This is a genomic window from Blastococcus aggregatus (assembly GCF_900221005.1).
Taxonomy (GTDB): Bacteria; Actinomycetota; Actinomycetes; order Mycobacteriales; family Geodermatophilaceae; genus Blastococcus; species Blastococcus aggregatus.
Map to the genome: position 1 here is coordinate 274384 of NZ_OBQI01000005.1, position 18728 is coordinate 293111.

The following is an 18728-nucleotide window of genomic DNA, read 5'->3' on the forward strand; positions in this document are numbered from 1 at the left end:
AAACGGCGGGCGTCGCGGCGCGGGTCCACCTACGGTGCCGGGCATGCGGGAGAACCCGGCGGTGGTGATCGCCTGGCGTGGGCCGCTGTCCGACGACGAGATGGTGGACCTCGTCGCCTCGCACGGCGGGACGCCGGTGCCGGGCTGGTGGGACCGGATCCGCCCGCACAGCCTCGGGTGGGTGACCGCCCGGACGGGCGGCAGCCTCGTCGGCTTCGTGAACGTCGCGTGGGACGGCGGTGACCACGCCTTCCTGATCGACACGAAGACCCGGGGCGACCGCCAGCGGCAGGGCATCGGCGCCATGGTCGTACGGGCCGCGGCCGAGGGGGCCAGGACAGCGGGCTGCGAGTGGCTGCACGTCGACTACCGGCCGGAGCTGCGGTCCTTCTACGTCGGCGCCTGCGGGTTCCGGGAGACCGACGCGGGCCTGGTCCACCTGCCCTCGCTCCGGTAGGGGCGATCGCCCGTTTGCCGGTACCCCGCCGGCGGGCACGAGTCCCTGGACCGTTGCCGTCCCGAGGAGTCGCCATGACCAGCGCCACCCGCCCCCGCCGTCGCCTGCTCCGCACCACCGCGGCCGCGTTCGCCATCGCCGCCGCGTCCCTCACGACCGTCGCCTGCGGGTCCGACGTCGTCGATGACGACGTCGAGCAGAACATCGAGGAAGGCGTCGACGACGCCGAGCGCGAGGTCGAGGACGCGACCGACGGCGAGGACAGCGAGGGCTGAGACCGGACCGGCTGACCGGGGGGCCGCGCACTCCCCCCGGTCAGCCGGCGAGCCAGCGCTGCCAGTGCGGGCGGACGAGGCCGGCGAGCACGGCGTAGCCGTCGGCCCCCGGGTGGGCACCGTCGCCGACGGCCAGCTCCGCCATCCAGGTCGGGTCGGCGGCCAGAGCTGTCACGACGGGGACGTACGGCACGTCGTGCTCGGCGCAGACGCGGGTGAAGCGGTCGTCGAGGTCGGCTATCCGGTCGTTCTGGGCTGCGTCGGCGACGGCCGGCGGCCCGACCACGAGCACCGGCCATCCGGCGTCCGCCGCACCGGCCAGCATCCGGGTGAGCGCCGCGACCGACTCCTGGGGCGCGAGGCGCGGGGCGCCGTCCTCCTCGGTGGTGTCGTTGACGCCCGTGGAGAGGACGACCCGCGACTCCCACCCGCCGCCGGCCAGACGGACCCGGCACTCGGCAGCCCACCGCTCGGCGACCTCGGCGGTGGTCTGCCGCCGCACGCCCAGGACGTACCGCGTGAGCGGCAGACCGTCGCGCTCACTGCCGACGGCCAGCCGACCCACCCAGCCCAGGTGCCCGGGGTCACCGACGCCGGCCACGAGGGAGTCGCCGACGAAGCACACGCGCAGATCCCGGGTCACGGCGCCATCCTGCCGAGTCCTCCGCTCAGTGCCCGGAGCTGCCCGGGCTGGAGTGCCACAGCTTGCGGGGCGGGCCGGCCGCCGCCCGCCGCGCTGCCGTCCCGGCGTCGTCGCCGGCCGGTTTGATGTCGGCGTAGGGCGACATCCGGAAGCCGGTGGGGTGCACCAGCACCGGGCGGACCACGACCGGCCGCGGCCCGTGCGAGGCCGCCGCCCCGGCGATCGCCTGCTCGGTGTACTCCCCGGGGGCGGCCATCAGGTCGCGGACCGCGTCCAGCCCGCCGGTCTCCCAGGCCTCGTGCAGCGCCGGGAGCTCCCACGCCCCCGTCGCCCGCAGGGAGACCCCCCGCGCGCCGGTGCGGCGCAGCACGCCGCGGATCACCAGCAGCCACGAGTGGAAGACCGTCGCGGCGTAGGGGCCCTGGGCGTCCTCGAAGAAGGTGGAGTCGGTGCAGCCGGTCCCGTCGTCCAGGGTCACGAAGACCACCCGGCGTCCCGACCGGATCGGCGGGGTCTGGGTGGCCACCTTCACCCCGGCGACCAGCAGCTCCGATCCGCTGCGGCAGCCGAGCAGGTCGTCGGCCGGCACCGCCCCGAGCGCGGCGAGGAACGGCTTGTAGAAGTCGACGACGTGCCGGCTGGCGTCCAGGCCGAGCACCTCGAGCTCGGCGCGCACCAGTTCGGCGTCGGTGAACTCCGGCAACCCGCTGCCCTCGGCCCAGCCGGGACCCGCGCCGAGCCCGCCGGCGCGCTCGTCCTGCCCCTCCACCTCGTCGAGCCCGAACAGCGCGTCCTGCCCGGCGCCGTCCTCCTCCATGCCCAGGAGGTCCAGGCTCAGCTGCCCGGCGGAGCTCGCCCGCGCACCGCTGCGGCTCCACCGGTCGAGCTCGCCGATCTGCAGCAGCAGGTCGCGACGGGTCAGCTGCCGACGCCGGTGCGCGGGGCGGTGCGACTCGCGGTCGCGCATGCCGAAGCCGTACAGCGAGTCGAACCCACCGGCCAGCACCAGTCGCTCCACCACCGGGCGGGACACCGACGCCCGGGACCAGAAGTCGGTCAGCGAGCGGTAGGGCTGCCCGGTGACGACGCGGGCGACCTCGTCGTCGGAGATGCCCTTCACGTCGGCCAGGGACAGCCGGATGCCGTACCGGGAGGGATCGGACATCGTCGCCGGCATCCACTCCGGCCGCCGCCAGCCCCCGGCGGAACTCCCGGGCGGGGTTTCGTCACACCCCTCTTCCCCTCCACCCTCCTCGCGATCCAGGCGCTCGACCCGGTACGTCGCGCCCGAGGCGTTGACGTCGAGGCCGAGCACCCGGATGCCGAAGTTGCGGGCGTCGTCGAGGATCAGCCGCTTCGGGTACATGCCGGGGTCGTGGGTGAGCACCCCGGCGAGGAACGCCGCCGGATGGTGGGTCTTGAGCCAGGCCGACTGGTAGGTGGGCAGCGCGAACGCCGCCGCGTGGGCCTTGCAGAAGCCGAACGACCCGAAGGCCACCAGCACCTGCCAGACCTGTTCGGCCACCGCCTCCGGGTAGCCGGCGTCCAGCACCCGGGGCATGAACCACGCCCGCACCTCGGGATGGGCGTCCTTCTCCCCCAGCGCCCGGCGCACCTCGTCGGCCTCGGCCAGCGAGCAGCCGGTCATCCGGGACACCACCTGCAGCACCTGCTCGTGGAAGACCACCACTCCCGCGGTCTCCGCGAGCGCGAACTCCAGGTCGGGGTGGGGGTACTCGGCCTCGCGCCAGCCGTTCCGGGCCAGCAGGAACGGGGTGACCATGTCGCTCTTCACCGGGCCGGGCCGGAACAGCGAGATGTCGACGATGATGTCCTCGAAGGTCTGCGGCCCGAACTTGCCGACCAGTTCGCGCTGGCCCGGCGACTCGATCTGGAACATGCCCAGCGTGCGGGTGCTGCGGATCAGCTCGAAGGTCGTCGGGTCGTCGCGCGGGACGGCGTCGATGTCGAGGGTCTCGCCGTCGACCCGGGCCACCTCGTCCAGGGCGTGCGCGATCGCCGACTGCATCCGGATGCCGAGCAGGTCGAGCTTGAGCAGGCCGAGCTCCTCGACGTCGTCCTTGTCGAACTGGCTCATCGGATAGCCGAGGTAGCTGCTCTCGACGGGCGTGCGGTCGAGCAGGGTGGCGTCGGAGAGCAGCACGCCGCACGGGTGCAGCGCGATGTGCCGGGGCAGCCCGTCGAGCCGGGCGACCAGGTCGAACAGCAGGTCCAGATCCCCCGAGCCGCCGGCGCGCCTGGACCCGTACCGGCTGGCCCGCAGCTCGGGCAGGTCGCGGAGCGCGGCGTGCACCTGGTTGGCGCGGATGTGCGGGAAGGCCTTGGCGACGGCGTCGATCTCGGCCTGCGGCAGGCTGAGCGCGGCGCCCACGTCGCGGATCGCGTGCCGCACCCGGTAGGTGTCCATCATCGAGATGCAGCTGACCCGGTCGGCGCCGAAGCGGTCGAGGACGGCGTCGTAGACCTCCATCCGCCGGGCGGACTCCACGTCGATGTCGATGTCGGGCAGCTGGTGGCGCAGCGGCGAGAGGAACCGCTCCATCAGCAGGCCGTAGCGGATCGGGTCGACGTCGGAGATGCCGAGCAGGTAGGTGACCAGGCTGCCGGCGCCCGAGCCGCGCGCCGCCGCCCGAACCCTCAAGCTCTTGATGAGGTCGACCACGTCGGCGACGGTGAGGAAGTAGGAGGGATAGCCGAGCGAGTCGATCACCGCCAGCTCCTCGTCGAGGCGGGCGCGCACCCGCTCCGACGACGGCATCCCGCGCCGGCCCATCCCTGCCTCGCAGCGCGCCCGCAGCACCTCCGACGAGGTCAGCCCCCGCTCGGTGGGCGTGGTGACGACGTCGAGCTCGGGATAGCGGACGCTGCCGATGCCGAGGTCGTCCCGGGGATCGACGGCGCACTGCTCGGCGAGCCGCGCGGTGCGCTCGAGCAACCGCAGGGCGGCGTCCCGGTCGGGGCCGACGAGGTCCTCGGCGACCTGCTCCATCTCCTTGCCCGACTTCAGGTAGCCCTCGGCGGTGCGCCGGTCGACGTGCCGCAGGTCCAGCGGCACCAGCCGGCGCGCGGCGTCGAGGACGTCGGCGGTCGGCGCGTCCAGGGCGTCGACGTACCGGACGGCGTTGCTGAGCACGGCCGGCACGCCCTGCTCGGCGGCGAACCGGAGCATCGCCTGCGCCCGCTGCCGGTCCCCCCGGCCGCGGTGGTGCACCACCTCCAGGACCAGGTTCGAGCCGAAGACCGCCCGCCAGGTGTCCAGTAGTGCTGCGGCGTGGTCGGCGCGGCCGGCGACCAGCGCCCGCCCCACCGCGGAGTCGGGACCGAGCAGCGCGGTCAGCCCGGTGGCGTGCTCGGCGGCCGTGGCCAGCGAGCTGACCGGCTCGCCGCGGGTGCCGCGCAGGTGGGTGCTGCTGGTGAGCCGGCACAGCGACGCCCAGCCGGCGCCGTCCCGGGCGAGGAAGGTGGCGCGGGGCAGCCGGGCGTCGACGGCCGCGCCTCCCCGGGCCGGCGCCCGGCGGGTGCCCGCCGGGGCAGCGGGGTGCAGCCGGGGCGGCCGGGCTCCGGACGTCGCGCCGCCGAGGGCGCGGGCGAGCGCCGGTGGCGCGGTGGTGTCCAGCGCCGGCGCGACGGCGAGGTCGACCCCGAAGATGGGCCGGATCCCCGCCGTGCGGCAGGCCAGGGCGAACTTGACCGCCCCGTACAGCCCGTCGCGGTCGGTGAGGGCCAGGGCCCCCATCCCGTGCTCGGCGGCGCGGGCCACGAGGTCGGCGGGGTGGTTGGCCCCGAACCGCATGGAGTAGCCCGACGCGACGTGCAGGTGGACGAAGGGGTCACTCACCTCGGCGACTCGGACGAGGTGCCGCCGACGACCCGCGGCCGCGGGTAGGCGGGCCGGGCGCTGACGCCCAGGCAGTTCTCCACGACCGCGAGGAAGGTGCCGACGTCCCGGACCAGGTCGTCGGCCTCCCGGTCGGTGACCGCGGAGGAGAGACCGGCCTCGGCTGCGGCCCGCTTGGCCGCGCCGGCGGCGAAGAAGGCGGCCCACTCCCCCAGTTCGGGGGCGACCTGCTCGAGCAGCACCCAGGCGCTGCGCGGCCGGCGCCGCCCGGACTCGGGGCGGGTGCGGGCAGCCAGCACGGCCGCCGCGGCCCGCAGTGCGCCGAGGTGCGCGGTGGCGTAGCGCTCCCGGACATCGCTGCTCGCGGCGGCCTCGACCAGCCCGCGCCGCGCCTGGTCCAGCAGCGTGACGGCGGCGGCGGGCAGCGCCGGGGGCAGGGGCAGCTGGTCGGCCATCAGCGGTCGGGCGCCCATCAGTCGTGCACCCGGACGAGCCACCAGCGGTTCGCGGCGGCGTCCCAGGACAGGTCGAAGACGCCGGCGAAGTCCGTCCGCGAGCGCCCGGCCCGCACCGCCTCCACCCGCCACACCTCGCGCGCGGCGACCAGGTCGGCCGACGCTCCCCCGGCCCCGGCGTCGCGCTGCCACCAGGGGGAGGTCTCCAGCCACGAGTCGAGCAGCTCCCCCACGAGGTAGCGGGACTGCCCGCGCCAGAACTGCACCGGACCGAGGGCACCCCGCTCCACCTGCACCTCTTCGCCGACCCGTTCGACGGCCTCACCGAGCACCCGGCTCATCGACCGACCTCCCCACGTCTCCGACACCCCGCCGTCCGCACCACCCCGTGGGGAAGGCCGGGGACGGGTGCGGGTGGCGACTGGAACTCCTCGTTCGAACGTCTGTTCGAACGCTGTCCAGTAGACCGGAGCGCGGGTGCGTCGTCAAGACGACGCGCGCCCTCAGAACTGCGGCCGCTCCGGTGAGCCGGTGCGGCGGTCCGCACGCCCCGGGCGGACGGGGCACGCACGCCTCCGGGACCGGTGGCAGGATCAGGCGCATGTCCTCGCCCGCGCACCCCCGGGTCGCGGTGGTCAGCCGCCTGCTGCAGGAGGCGGGCGCGGCCGGCGAGGTGCGCGTGCTCCCGGCCGAGGTCCGCACCGCCGCCGCGGCCGCCGCCGAACTGGGCGTGCCGGTGGGCGCGATCGCCAACAGCCTGGTGTTCGTCGCCGCCGGCGAACCGCTGCTCGTCCTGACCAGCGGCGCGCACCGGGTCGACGAAACCAAGGTCGCCGGCCTGCTCGGCGTCCCCTCCGTCTCCCGGGCGCCGGCCGAGCTCGTCCGGCGGGTGACCGGCCAGCCGATCGGCGGCGTCGCCCCCGTCGGCCACCCCGAACCCCTCGGCACCCTCGTCGACGTCGAGCTCGCCCGCCACGCGCGGGTGTGGGCGGCCGCGGGCCACCCGGCGACGGTCTTCCCCACCACCTACGACGAGCTGCTCCGGCTCACCGACGGCATCCCCGCCGAGGTCGGCGACGACACCCCCGCCGCCCCCCGTCCCCACGACATCGAGGAGGCGGTCGGCACGTGACCGACACCAGGCCGGACACCCGGATCACCGAGCTGCCGATCCCGTGGCTGCGCGACCACATGCACGAGGCGCTGGCGATCTACGGCCTCGCGATGGACTACGACTCCGCGGTCGTCGCGGGCCGGTACGGCTACGCCATCCAGCACACCGACCGTCCCGGCTTCCGCGCCGTCGGCGCCTTCGCCGCCACCGGGGCGGGTGGGGGCGAGCAGCTGGTCGGCTTCGGCTACGGCTACGAGATCGCACCGGGCCAGTGGTGGCACGACCAGGTGCGGGCGGCGCTGGACCGGCGGACGGCGAAGAAGTGGCTGCCCGGCGCCTTCGAGGTCTGCGAGCTGCACGTCCACCCGGACGCGCAGAGCCGGGGCCTGGGCCGGCAGCTGCTGCACGCCCTGGTCGCCGACCTGCCGCACCCCGTCGCCCTGCTCTCGACCCCGGACGCCGACACGAAGGCGTTCCGGCTGTACCACGCCGACGGCTTCGTCGACCTCGCCCGCGGCTACCACTTCCCCGGCGACGCGCGGCCGTTCGCCATCCTCGGCGCGGAGCTCCCGCTGCATCCGCGCACCCCGCATCCGGCGAACAGCTGAGGTGAACCCAGCTCCGGACACCGCCGTCGACGTCGTCGTGATCGGCTCGGGCCACAACGGCCTGGTCGCGGCCTGCTATCTGGCGCGGGCCGGGCTGTCGGCCGAGGTCGTCGAGTCCGACGACGTGCTCGGCGGGGCGGTGTCGACCGTCGAGCGCTGGCCGGGCGTGCGCGTCGACCGCGGCTCGAGCGCGCACGTGATCATCCGGCACAGCGGCATCGTCGAGGAGCTCGACCTCGCCGCCTCCGGCCTGCGCTACATCGACTGCGACCCGTGGGGCTTCGCGCCCGCACCCGCGCCCGGGAACGAGGGCCCGGAGGGCCGGCCGCTGGTCTTCTCCGTCGACCTCGACGCGACCTGCGCCTCGATCGCGGCCGCGTGCGGGGAGGACGACGCCGCCGCCTACCGGGAGTTCGTCGCGGTGTGGGGCCCCCGCAGCCGCGCCGTCGTCGCCTCGTTCGGGCGGCGGCCGAGCGCCGGCGGGCTGGTCCGCTCCTTCTGGCCGCTCGGCGCGCCCGGCGAGGGCCGCGCGCGGACGCCCGGTGGCGACCTCGCGGTCGACTTCCTGGGATCCGGCGACGCCCTGCTGGACCGCTGGTTCCGCAGCGAGCGGCTCAAGGCGGCGCTGGCCTGGTTCGGCGCCCAGTCCGGCCCCCCGATGTCCGAGCCCGGCACCGCCGCGATGGTCGGCTGGGTCGCGCTGCTGCACGACGTCCCGCCCGGCCACCCGGTCGGCGGCTCCGGCGGGCTCACCGAGGCACTCCGCCGCCGGCTCGAGGACGACGGCGGCCGGGTCGTGCTCGGCGACGGCGCCGCCCGCCTGCTCGTCGACGACGACGGCACCGGTCCGCGCGTCACCGGCGTGGAGACGGAGTCGGGACGGCGGATCCATGCCGGCACCGTCGTCGCCGCCTGCCACATCGGCGTGACCCGCCGGCTCGCCGGCGCGGACGCACCCCCGGCGCTGGCCGACGCCGATCCGCCGGTGGGCAACGGGTTCGGCCTGGTGGTGCGGGCCCTCACGACCGCGCCGCCGAGCTATCCCGGCGCCACGCCGGAGGAGTCGTTACAGGGACTGCAACTGCTGTGCACCGATCGCGGTCAGCTCGCCGCTGCGCACGGCGACTGGGGCGCCGGCCGGGTGCCGCGGGAGCCGGTGCCGCTGGCCATGTCCTTCTCCGCCAGCGACGACACGCTCGCCCCGCCCGGGCAGCACGTCGTCACCCTCTGGGGCCAGTGGTACCCCTACGCCCTCGCGGACGGCGGCGACTGGGACGCCCTCGCCGAGGCCGAGGCGCAGCGTCTGGTCGAGGCGGTCGACCGGTTCGCCCCCGGTTTCGCCGACTCGGTACAGCGGCTGTACGTCCAGACGCCCCTGGCGCTCGAGCGGGAACTGTCCCTGCCCCGTGGCAACGTCATGCACGTGGAGATGGGTCTGGCCAGCATGTTCGGGTTCCGGCCCACCCCCGCGCTCTCCGGCTACCGGGTTCCCGGCCTTCCGGGGCTCTACCTGGCCGGCGCCTCCACCCACCCCGGGGGCGGCGTGTCCGGCAACTCCGGCCGCAGCGCCGCCCGCGTGGTGCTCGGTGACCGCGGTGCCCTGCCCCGGGCCCGGGCCGCGACGGGCCGCTCGCTGCGCCGCGCGGCGGGTCGGCTGGTGCGGAGGCGCTCGTGATCCCCTCGATCGCCGCCCTCCCGCTCCCCCGCGCCTGGTCCGCACGACAGGTCGCACCGCTGGTCCTGGCGCTCGCCCTCGTGGGCACGGCGATCGCCTATCCCCTCACCGACGGCGACACCCGGGACGCGGTCAGCTGGGCCATCGTCCTGCTCGGCGCGACCCTCTCTGTGGTCCACGCCGCGCTCAGCCGTGGGGTGCGCACCGGCCTCGGCGTGCTCGTGCTCGTCGGGGTGGTCGCGGTGCTGTTCGAGAGCGTCGGCCTGGCCACCGGAATCCCCTACGGCAGCTACTCCTACAGCGACAGCCTGGGCCCGACGCTGCTCGGTGTCCCGTTCCTGGTGCCCCTGGCCTGGTTGATGATGGCCTGGCCGAGCTGGCTGCTGGCCGGCCGGCTGGCCCGTCCGGTCCGCCGGGAGCGACGGCGGGCCGCCCGCATCGCGTGGGCCGCGGCGCTCTTCGCCGCCTGGGACGTCGTGCTGGACCCGCAGATGGTGGACGCCGGCTACTGGACGTGGGAGCACCCCGACCCGGGGCTTCCCGGCATCGACACGGTCCCGCTCACCAACCTGGCCGGCTGGCTGCTGGCCGGCGTGGTGCTCATGACGTTGCTCGACCTGCTCGTGGCGCGGACCGCCGCCCGGCCGGCCATCGGGGATGCCGCTCCGCTGCTCGCGCTGGCCTGGATGACCCTCGGCGGGGCGCTCGCCCACGCCGGCTGGCTGGGCCTGCCCGGCTCGGCGGCGTGGGGTGCCGGGCTGGGCGCGGTGGTGCTCGTCGTCCTGGCGCTCCAGCGGTCGCGGTGAGCGGTCGGCTGCTCCGCGCGCTCGCCGGGCTGTCCGTCGCCGGCGCCGCGCACGCCGCGCTGAACGCCGCCCTGCTGCGCCGCCCCCCGGCCGCCGCGCCGCCGGTGCGGCGCGCGGTCACCGTCGTCCTGCCGGTGCGCGACGAGGCGGCGGACGTCGTCGACTGCCTGGCCGCGGTCCTCGACCAGCGCGGCGTCCCGGACCTGCGGGTGGTCGTGGTCGACGACGGGTCGACCGACGGCACCCCCGATCTCGTCGCGGCCTGCCCCGACCCGCGCGTACGGCTCGTCCCCGCCCGGGCCCCGCAGGCGGGCTGGCTCGGCAAGCCGAACGCCTGCGCCCAGGGCGCGGCGGCCGCGGGCGACACCGACGTCCTGGTCTTCCTCGACGCCGACGTGCGGCTGATGCCCGATGCCCTCGCCGCGGCGATCGCCGTCCTCGACGACACCGGGCTGGACCTGGTCTCCCCCTGGCCGCGGCAGCTGACGGTGAGCGCGGCCGAGCGGCTGGTCCAGCCCCTCCAGCAGTGGCTCTGGGCGACGCTGCTGCCGCTGCGGCTCGCCGAGCGGTCGCCGCGGCCGTCGCTGGCGGCCGCGAACGGGCAGTTCCTGGTCGTGCGGCGCGCGGCCTACGCGCGGGCCGGCGGGCACGGGGCGGTGCGCGGCGAGGTCATCGAGGACGTCGCGCTGCTGCGCGCGGTCAAGGCAGCGGGCGGGCGCGGCGCCGTCGTCGACGGCTCGACCCTCGCCGTCTGCCGCATGTACGACGGGTGGGCCGGGGTGCGGGAGGGCTACGGCAAGTCGCTGTGGGCCGCGGTCGGTGGCTCGCCCGCGGCCGGCCTGGTCACCGCCGGCGCCCTCACCGCGGTCTGGGTGCTGCCGGCGGTCGCCGCGGTGCGCGGGTCGCGCGCGGGGCTCGTCGGCTACGCGTTCGGGGTGGCGGGTCGGGCGATCAGCGCCGCCGCGACCGGCGGCCGGGTGTGGCCCGATGCGCTGGCGCATCCGGTGTCCGTCCTGGCCCTCGACGCCCTGATGCTGCGGTCGGTGATCGGGCACCGCCGCGGCACCCTGCGCTGGCGGGGCCGGGCCGTCGACGCCGCACCGCCCGCGCCGGGCCGGGCGGCTGCGGCGAGGATGGTGCGGTGACCCAGCCGGCGGCGCGCGACCGCGTCCACTTCGACCCCGATGCCATGGAGACCCGTGCCTTCTACCGGGTGCTCAACTCCGTCGTCGTCCCCCGGCCGATCGCGTGGGTCTGCACCCGGTCGGCCGCGGGCGTGCACAACCTGGCACCGCACTCCTTCTACACGGTCGCCTGCGTGGATCCGCCGGTCGTCCAGTTCACCTCGGTGGGCCGCAAGGACTCGCTGCGCAACGCGGAGGCGACCGGCGAGTTCACCGTCAACCTGACCCCCGAGGCGCTGTTCGAGCAGATCAACGCCACGGGCACCGACTTCCCGCCGGACCACAGCGAGGCCGAGCACACCGGCGTGCGGCTGGAGCCGGCCGAGACCGTCGGCGCGTTGCGCGTCGCCGACTCCCCCGTCTCCATCGAGTGCGTGCTGCACAGCACCCTCCGCCTCGGCGACAGCACGGTGGTGTTCGGCCGGGTGCGGCACATCAGCGTCTGGGCCGAGGCCGTGCGCGACGGGCGCCCCCGCATCGAGCACCTGCGCCCGCTGGCCCGCCTCGGCGGCAACGAGTGGGCGACGCTCGGCGAGGTGCGGGAGATCCCGCGCATCTCCTACCGGACGTGGGCGGCCGACCCCAGCATCGGCGAGCGGCTGCGCGGCGAGTAGACGCTAGGCCGGGAGGTGCGCGGCGACCTCGGCTGCGGCCTCGTCGCCGAAGGCCTCGGCGAAGCGGCCCAGGAAGCTCTCCCGCGGCAGGCTGTACTCCTGCGTGCCGATGACCTCGACCGCCGCGGTCGCGACGGCGGAACCCAGCTGGGTGGCCCGCTCGAGGCTCAGCCCCCACATGCGGCCGGCGATGAACCCGGCGCGCAGCGCGTCGCCGCCGCCGGTCGGCTCGACCGGCTTGGTCTCCGGGACGGCGATGACCTCGATCGGCTCGGCGTCGACCTGGCGCACCAGCACGCCGTCCTTCGCCCGCGTGGTCACCCAGGTACCCACCCGGGCCAGGACCTCGTCGGCGTTCCAGCCGGTCTTCTGCTGGAGCAGGTGGGACTCGTACTCGTTGGTGAACAGCAGGTCCGCGCCGTCGACGAGCTCGCGGATCATCGCGCCGTCGGCCCAGGCCAGCTGCTGGCTCGGGTCGGCGGCGAACGCGTAACCGCGGGTCCGGCACTCCTCGGTGTGGCGGACCATCGCGGTGGGGTCGTTCGGCCCGATGACGACGAGGTCCGGTGCGCCCAGGCGCCCGGCGACCGGCCCCAGCTCGATCTGCGAGGCCTCGCTCATGGCGCCCGAGTAAAACGAGGCGATCTGGTTGTTGGCGGCGTCGGTGGTGCAGACGAAGCGCGCGGTGTGCTTGAGCTCCGACCAGTGCACGCTGGCGGTGTCGACGCCGTGCCGGCTGAGCCAGGCCTCGTAGTCGGCGAAGTCGCTGCCGACGGCGCCGACGAGCACCGGGGACAGGCCGAGCAGGCCCAGGCCGTAGGCCATGTTCGCGCCGGCGCCGCCGCGGTGCTGGACGAGGTCGTCGACCAGGAAGGAGAGCGAGACGTTCTCCATCTGGCCCTCGACGAACTGCTCCGTGAACTTCCCGGGGAAGGTCATGAGGTGATCGGTGGCGATCGAGCCGGTGACGACGACGGGCACGTGCTGCTCCTGGGGGTGTGGCTCCGGAGGGGCGCGGGCGCCCGGCTCGCGAGCGGGCCTGGGTGACGGAGTGGCGAACGGAGGGGGTCGGGCACGCACACAGTAGGCGGCGCTCCGGGCGGTGGGGGGCACGAGGTGCTCGCCCGCACCCGGTCGGGCGGCGCTCAGCCGGGGGCGTCGGCGCCCGGTCCGGCGAGTTCCGAGCGCAGCCACCAGCCCAGTTGCACCGTCGCGACCGCGCCGAGCAGCGCACCCACCGCGGCTCCGGCGGTCACGGTCAGGACGTCGCCGTCGACACCACGCACCTCCAGGCCCGACACGACCCCCGCGCCACCGAGGGTGAAACCGGCCATGAGGACGCGGGTGGGCCGTTCCCACAGCGAGATCGGGCCGGTCCGGTCGACCCCCGCCTGACCGGCGCGGGCCCGCACGTAGTCGGGCAGCCAGCACAGCGCGCCGAAGAGGACGGCCAGCCAGCCGGGCGCCCCGGCGCCCCAGAGCGCGGCCGCGTAGGCCACCTCGGTGAGCCGGTCGACGACCGAGTCGAGCACGTAGCCCCGCTGCGAGGCGCGGCCGGCGCCGATGGCGAGCGCGCCGTCGAGGCTGTCCAGCAGCCCGGAGAGCCCGACGAGCAGCCCGGCGGCGATCAGCCAGCCGCCCCCGGCCGCGGCGGGGAGGACGGCGGCCGCGGCCACGAGCAGCCCCGCGGCGGTGGCCACCGCGGGGTGCATCCCCGCCAGCGGGCGGGCGAGGGTGTGCGCCAGCGTCAGCCAGCCGCGCACCAGCGGCGAGGACGTGTCGCTGCCGCCGTGCCAGCGCGACCAGGCGGCCAGGTACTCGTCACGGCTCAGCACAACGCCCATCATCCGTGACCAGCTCGTCGCGGTGCCGATCCGCGGGTCGGTGGGTCCCGTGGTCACCTCGGGCCCCATCCGGCGCGGCGCTGTCGCGGCTGCCCCGGGTGCACCGACGTGCCGGCATCGAAGACGCCAGGACCAGCACGAGGTCATCCGGTGGTTCTGGCGCGCCGAGCACTGTGCCCCAGGCCTTGTCGAGAATCCCGTTCGAACGTATGATCGAATGCATGGCCACGAAGTCGGTGACGGGTGATTGGTACACCGAAGCTCGCCGGCGGGCCGAGGCAGCTGGTCGAGGACGTCGGCCGCGTACGGAGTCCGCGGAGTGGCCGGAGTTCGCGCCTCCGGTCACGCTGGCCGACGGTCCGCTCGGCGCCGTCCAGGCAGCCGACCGCGAGATCGCGCGACAGACCGCACTCAAGGCCCGCGCGGTGGCCGAGTTCGCCGCGACCCGGCCGGCGAGCGAGGACCGCGCACAGGGCGAGCGGGGCGCCATGAGTGCCGAGCGCTGGGCTGCCCGTCCGGCCTGCCTCCGCAGCGTGAGCGAGTGGGCCACCCAGGAGCTCGTGGTGGCGCTGTCGATCAGTGCACAGGCCGCCGAGGCGCTGCTGACCAGGTCGCTGGACCTGGTGCACCAGCTGCCGGGGACGCTGGCCGCGCTCGAGGCCGGAGCGCTCCACCCCGGCCACCTCTGGTCGATGCTCGACAAGGTGGCCCCCATCGAGGACGCCACGATCCGTGCGGAGGTCGAGGCCGAGCTGCTGCGCTGGGCAGCAGGGCGGGTGGTCGCACCGGCCGCATTGGGCGACAAGGTGCGGCGGGAAGTGGCTCGGCGGGACGTCCGCGCCGCCGCCCGGCGCCTGGAGAAGGCGCTGAAGGCCCGCGGCATCCATCTCCGGCCGCACGACGACGACGGCATGGCGACCCTGACCGTGGTCGCAACGCTTCCCGAGGCGCAGGCGCTGTACCGAGCACTGCTGGCGTGCGCGGAGTCTCTGGACGGGGGCGACGATCCGCGAACGCGCGGGCAGAAGATGATCGACTGCCTGCTCGATCTGGTGCTGCGCCCCGGGGAGAGCGACCTGCCACCTGTGCAGGTGCTGCTGACCGTGGTCGCCTCGATCGCCACGCTGGCGGGCGGTGACGAGCCGGGCGAGATCGGTGGCCAGGTCGTCCCCGCCGACATGGTCCGGCAGCTCCTCGCCGCGCTGACCGGCACCGGCCTGGACATCCCGACCGATCAAGACCCCGACGTGACCCCGCCTCCGAACCCGGACGGGGCCGCGGCGATGGGGTGGGCTGAGCGCGAGCAACGGGAGCTGGAGACCTGGTGGGCCGAGATGGAACGGCGGGTGGTGACCGGCGAACTGGTCGATCCGGATCCCGAGCGGTGCCCGCTCTCCTCGGAAGATCTCGACCACCTACCGCTCGAACGCGAGCTGTGGTTCGGGGGCGGCGGGACGACCTCGCCCGCGGACTCCTCGTCCGCCCTCGGGGACCACCCGCCCCAGGACGTCGACGACCGTCCCCTCTTCCCCGCTGACGGCCCACCGGAGCCGTCCAGGTCCGAGTCCGGCGAGTCCGGCGAGTCCGAGTGGTGGGCCACGGCCGACCGGGCGCTGGACGACGCCGGACAGGCAGTGGAGGAGGCCCGCCGCACCCTGGCCCGGGCCGAGCGCACCGTCCGCACCGCGGCAGCAGCCGACGCCGCGGACGAGGACGCCTGGCAAGCAGGTGTCGGCGGACGCCTGGCGGACGCCGAGGACGCGCTCGCGGTGCTCAGGTCGGCCAGCAGCGCACAACGCGATCTGGTCGCCGATCTGCTGGCGATGACCGGTGGAGGCGGGCTGGCCGAACGCCCGCGCATCGCCTTGACCGACGCACTCACCGGGGCACTGGTCGCGCTCAGCGACCTCCCCGGCCTGCGCCGAGTGGGAAGCTGCGGCCGGGCCGCGTGCCGGCGGTCCGGGGCATGCTGCGACCACGAGCTCACGGATCGCCCGGGGCTCGGTCCGCCCGGCCCCACGGACGGCTACCGGCCTGGGGCCGAACTCGACCGCTTCGTCCGCGGCCGCGACCGGCGCTGCCGGTTCCCTGGCTGTCGTCGACGCGTGCCCCGAGGCGGAGAGCTCGACCACAGCGTCCCGTACCCGCTGGGATCGACCAGCGCCGCCAACCTCGCCGGCTACTGCACCACCGACCACCGAGGCAAGCACCAGGCACCCGGGTGGGAGCACCGTCTCGATGCGGACGGCACGCTGACCGTCACCACCCCCACCGGGCTCATCGCCGTCACCACTCCCCCGCCGTACTGACCCCGCGGGTGAAATCGCGCAGCTCGGGGCATGCTCCGACCATGGCTGCCCCGATCAGTGACGCCGTCGTCGTCGACGTCCTCCGCCGAGTGGACCGCCTGGCGTCCCCGCTGGCCGGCCGGCTCGGCCGGCCACCGGAGCTGCCGCAGGCGCAGCGCGACCAGTGGTGGGCCGACCGGGTCTCCCGGATCGCGGCCGTCGTCTCGGCGGCGCCGCGCTTCGCCGGGAAGCTCGCCGACCTGCTGCCCCTGCAGAACACCGTCGGGACGGCGGTGCAGTCCGTCCTCGTGCTCGGCGTCGCCGGGGAGCACGGCGTCACCGGGTCCGCCGAGCGGGTGTCCCTGCTCGCCCGCGTCCTGCTCGACCGCGACCTGCCGCCGTCCGCCGTCGAGCCGCTGCTCGTGAAGAGCCGGGGCACCTACCGCGAGGAGGCGTTCGGCGCCGCCGACGAGCGGAAGGGCGCCCGCGGTGCCGTCCGCACGGTGTGGCGGGTCGCCCGCCTGCTGAGCCGGATCGACGAGGCGCTCGACGCCCGCCCGAAGGGCAAGCTCCGCCACCGGGCGCTGTCCAACATCCCCGTCGTGGGCGTGATCGGCGGCTACTCCGCCGAGCGCGAGGGTCTGCGCCGGGCCGCCGCGAAGGCCGCGGCGGCGCTCGACCGGATCAGCTCGGCGTCGTGATCGACGGGTTGCCGACCAGGTTGGTGTAGACGTCCCGCGTCGCCGTCGACCGGTTCATGGTGATGAAGTGGATCCCGGGCACGCCCTCGTCCAGCAGCGTGCTGCACAGCTCGGTGGCCACCTCGACCCCGAAGGCCCGCACCGCCGCCTTGTCCTCCGGCCGCTCGCCGTCGAGCGCCTCGAACCGCTCGGCGAGGTCGGCCGGGAACGCCTGACCGGACAGCTGCACGATGCGCTTGATCTGCCGCGCGCTGGTCACCGGCATGACGCCGGCGATGATCGGCACGTCGCAGCCCCGGTGGGCCACGCGGTCGCGCATCCGCAGGTAGTCCTCGGCGCGGAAGAACATCTGGGTGATCGCGAAGTCGGCCCCGGCCCGGCACTTGGCCACGAACATGTCGATGTCGGTGTCGAAGTCCGGCGAGCGGGGGTGCCGCTCCGGGAAGGCGGCGACGCCGACGGAGAAGTCGCCCATCGACTTGATCAGCTCGACCAGCTCGGCGGCGTAGGACAGGCCCTCGGGGTGGGCCACCCACTCGGCCTGCGGGTCCGAACCGGGCGGGTCGCCGCGCAGCGCGATGATGTTGCGGACCCCGGCGGCCGCCAGCCGGCTGACCACGTGCCGCAGCTCGGCGATGCTGTGGTCGACGGCGGTCAGGTGCGCCATCGGGGTCATCGTGGTCTCGGTCGCGATCCGCTCGGTGACCGAGACCGTGCCCTCGCGGGTGGAGCCCCCGGCGCCGTAGGTCACCGACACGAACGAGGGCCGCAGCCGCTCCAGCTCGCGCAGCGCCGTCCACAGCTGCGGCTCGGCCTCGGGCGTCTTCGGCGGGAAGAACTCGAAGGACCAGGTCGGCCGCTCCGAGGCCAGCAGCTCACGCACGGTCTGGGTCACGGGCAACGAGGGTACGGAGCCTGCGGGGAAATCTCCCGACCGACCGCATCCGGAACCACCCGTGACGGTGAAGAAGGGCGAGCGGACGACCCGGGAAGGCGGAACCCCCATGAACGGCAGCACCCTGACGACCCGCGCTGGATCAGCCCGTCCGGCGACGTGGGGCGATACTGACCCGGTGACCCTCGGGACCCCGCACGGGACGGCCATCGCCCATCGGGCGCCGTCACCGGCCGCCGCCGATCTCGACCGGCTCAACGCTGCGGTCACCGCCGCCCTCACCGAGTTCCTCGAGCGCCAGCGCACCACCCTCGCCGGCATGGACGGGAGCCTGATCCCGCTCGTCGACGAGGTCGCCGCCCTCGCGGCGGGCGGCAAGCGGCTGCGGCCCTCGTTCGCCTACTGGGGCTGGCGCGGTGCCCGCGACACCGGCCCGGGCTCGGGCGAGGACGAGGCCGCCGTGCTGCGCGCGGTCTCCGCGCTGGAGTTCGTGCACGCCAGCGCGCTGGTCCACGACGACGTCATGGACGGCGCCACCACCCGCCGCGGCCGGCCGGCCACGCACATCGGTTTCGCCAGCCGGCACGCCGCCCACGCGCTCACCGGCGACGGCGAGCTGTTCGGCACCGGCGCGGCGATCCTGGTCGGCGACCTGGCGCTGGTGTGGTCCGACGAGCTGCTGCGCTGCTCGGGGATCTCCGAGGGCGCCCTCAGCCGGGCCCGCGCCGTCTGGGACACCATGCGCACCGAGGTCACCGCCGGCCAGTACCTCGACCTGCTCCGCGCCGCCGGCGGCCTGCCCGGCCCGGAGGGCGCGCTCACCGTGGCCCGCTACAAGAGCGCCGGCTACACCGTCCAGCGCCCCCTGCAGCTCGGCGTCGCCATCGCCGGCGCCGGCCCGGACGTGGTCGAGGCGACCACCGCCATCGGCCTGCCACTCGGCGAGGCCTTCCAGCTGCGGGACGACGTCCTCGGTGTCTTCGGCGACCCGGCCGTCACCGGCAAGTCCGCCGACGACGACCTGCGCGAGGGCAAGCAGACTCTGCTCATCGCCCTGGCGGAGGAGGCCGCCGACTCCGCCGGCCGCCGGCTGCTGGCCGACCTGCTCGGCAACACCGCCGCCCGCCAGGAGGACTTCGAGGCCCTGCGGGCACTGATCGAGAGCACCGGCGCCCGGGACCGCGTGGAGCAGCGCATCGCCGAGAGCACCGCGCGCGCCCGCACCGCCATCGCCGACGCCCCGCTGGCCGACGACGCCAAGGCGGCCCTCGACGCGCTCGCCGTCGCGGCCACCACCCGCACCTCCTGAC

Annotated in this window: 18 protein-coding genes; 11 read left to right on the forward strand and 7 right to left on the reverse strand. The window is 75.4% G+C overall.

Translation table 11 applies throughout. The annotated features are described in order from the left end of the window. The first annotated feature begins 43 nt into the window (after nucleotides 1–43). Complete coding sequence (locus tag CRP29_RS17015) at nucleotides 44–457, forward strand: GNAT family N-acetyltransferase (RefSeq protein WP_097196468.1); 414 nt, start codon at nucleotides 44–46, stop codon at nucleotides 455–457. A gap of 74 nt (nucleotides 458–531) precedes the next feature. Then, nucleotides 532–732 carry a hypothetical protein gene (locus CRP29_RS17020; protein WP_097196245.1) on the forward strand — a complete coding sequence of 67 codons (201 nt, stop codon included), beginning with the start codon at nucleotides 532–534 and terminating at the stop codon, nucleotides 730–732. A gap of 40 nt (nucleotides 733–772) precedes the next feature. Here the strand turns inward: CRP29_RS17020 and CRP29_RS17025 are convergent, their stop codons facing one another. From CRP29_RS17025 to CRP29_RS17040, 4 genes are read right to left on the reverse strand one after another with little or no spacing between them, the layout of a single operon-like run. Beyond that, entirely contained in the window at nucleotides 773–1375 is a 603-nt protein-coding gene (locus CRP29_RS17025) for a GDSL-type esterase/lipase family protein (protein WP_097196246.1), read from the reverse strand. Nucleotides 1376–1400: 25 nt separating this feature from the next. Continuing rightward, nucleotides 1401–5234: a DNA polymerase III subunit alpha gene (locus CRP29_RS17030; RefSeq protein WP_097196247.1), complete on the reverse strand. Its 3834-nt coding sequence runs from the start codon at nucleotides 5232–5234 to the stop codon at nucleotides 1401–1403. After that, nucleotides 5231–5707: an SAV_6107 family HEPN domain-containing protein gene (locus tag CRP29_RS17035; RefSeq protein ID WP_097196248.1), complete on the reverse strand. Its 477-nt coding sequence runs from the start codon at nucleotides 5705–5707 to the stop codon at nucleotides 5231–5233. The genes CRP29_RS17030 and CRP29_RS17035 overlap by 4 nt, the downstream gene beginning before the upstream one ends. Then, a complete protein-coding gene (locus tag CRP29_RS17040; protein ID WP_097196249.1) occupies nucleotides 5707–6030 on the reverse strand; it encodes a DUF6504 family protein in 324 nt (107 codons plus the stop codon). The genes CRP29_RS17035 and CRP29_RS17040 overlap by 1 nt, the downstream gene beginning before the upstream one ends. A gap of 260 nt (nucleotides 6031–6290) precedes the next feature. Between CRP29_RS17040 and CRP29_RS17045 the strand changes: the two genes are divergently transcribed. From CRP29_RS17045 to CRP29_RS17070, 6 genes are read left to right on the forward strand one after another with little or no spacing between them, the layout of a single operon-like run. Then, a complete protein-coding gene (locus CRP29_RS17045) occupies nucleotides 6291–6821 on the forward strand; it encodes a YbaK/EbsC family protein (RefSeq protein ID WP_097196250.1) in 531 nt (176 codons plus the stop codon). Next, nucleotides 6818–7411, forward strand: coding sequence for a GNAT family N-acetyltransferase (locus tag CRP29_RS17050; protein ID WP_097196251.1), 594 nt, complete (start codon nucleotides 6818–6820; stop codon nucleotides 7409–7411). Before CRP29_RS17045 ends, CRP29_RS17050 begins: the two co-directional genes overlap by 4 nt. Before the next feature lies 1 nt (nucleotide 7412). Further along, nucleotides 7413–9086: a phytoene desaturase family protein gene (locus tag CRP29_RS17055; RefSeq protein ID WP_176523017.1), complete on the forward strand. Its 1674-nt coding sequence runs from the start codon at nucleotides 7413–7415 to the stop codon at nucleotides 9084–9086. Beyond that, on the forward strand, nucleotides 9083–9892 hold the full coding sequence (locus CRP29_RS17060; RefSeq protein WP_245852953.1) for a carotenoid biosynthesis protein: 810 nt from the start codon (nucleotides 9083–9085) through the stop codon (nucleotides 9890–9892). Before CRP29_RS17055 ends, CRP29_RS17060 begins: the two co-directional genes overlap by 4 nt. Then, entirely contained in the window at nucleotides 9889–11037 is a 1149-nt protein-coding gene (locus CRP29_RS17065) for a glycosyltransferase family 2 protein (protein ID WP_097196252.1), read from the forward strand. Before CRP29_RS17060 ends, CRP29_RS17065 begins: the two co-directional genes overlap by 4 nt. Beyond that, nucleotides 11034–11690 carry a flavin reductase family protein gene (locus CRP29_RS17070; protein WP_245852955.1) on the forward strand — a complete coding sequence of 219 codons (657 nt, stop codon included), beginning with the start codon at nucleotides 11034–11036 and terminating at the stop codon, nucleotides 11688–11690. The genes CRP29_RS17065 and CRP29_RS17070 overlap by 4 nt, the downstream gene beginning before the upstream one ends. A gap of 3 nt (nucleotides 11691–11693) precedes the next feature. On the opposite strand, the gene CRP29_RS17075 is transcribed toward CRP29_RS17070, so the two are convergent. Then, nucleotides 11694–12671, reverse strand: coding sequence for a carbohydrate kinase family protein (locus CRP29_RS17075; RefSeq protein WP_097196253.1), 978 nt, complete (start codon nucleotides 12669–12671; stop codon nucleotides 11694–11696). A 164-nt stretch (nucleotides 12672–12835) separates the two neighbouring features. Next, nucleotides 12836–13591, reverse strand: a complete 756-nt coding sequence (locus CRP29_RS17080; RefSeq protein WP_245852959.1) for a CDP-alcohol phosphatidyltransferase family protein — start codon at nucleotides 13589–13591, stop codon at nucleotides 12836–12838. 164 nt (nucleotides 13592–13755) lie between these two features. On the opposite strand from CRP29_RS17080, the gene CRP29_RS17085 reads away from it, so the two are divergent. Together CRP29_RS17085 and CRP29_RS17090 are read left to right on the forward strand one after the other, a co-directional pair. Further along, nucleotides 13756–15843, forward strand: a complete 2088-nt coding sequence (locus tag CRP29_RS17085; protein ID WP_245852961.1) for an HNH endonuclease signature motif containing protein — start codon at nucleotides 13756–13758, stop codon at nucleotides 15841–15843. Nucleotides 15844–15884: 41 nt separating this feature from the next. Further along, on the forward strand, nucleotides 15885–16523 hold the full coding sequence (locus CRP29_RS17090) for a hypothetical protein (protein WP_097196254.1): 639 nt from the start codon (nucleotides 15885–15887) through the stop codon (nucleotides 16521–16523). Here CRP29_RS17090 and metF read toward each other — a convergent pair. Beyond that, nucleotides 16507–17418 (reverse strand): methylenetetrahydrofolate reductase [NAD(P)H], encoded by a 912-nt coding sequence (gene metF / locus CRP29_RS17095; RefSeq protein ID WP_217991637.1) that lies wholly within the window; start codon nucleotides 17416–17418, stop codon nucleotides 16507–16509. The genes CRP29_RS17090 and metF overlap by 17 nt on opposite strands. A 178-nt stretch (nucleotides 17419–17596) precedes the next feature. On the opposite strand from metF, the gene CRP29_RS17100 reads away from it, so the two are divergent. Further along, entirely contained in the window at nucleotides 17597–18727 is a 1131-nt protein-coding gene (locus CRP29_RS17100; RefSeq protein ID WP_245852965.1) for a polyprenyl synthetase family protein, read from the forward strand. Nucleotide 18728 lies beyond the last annotated feature (1 nt).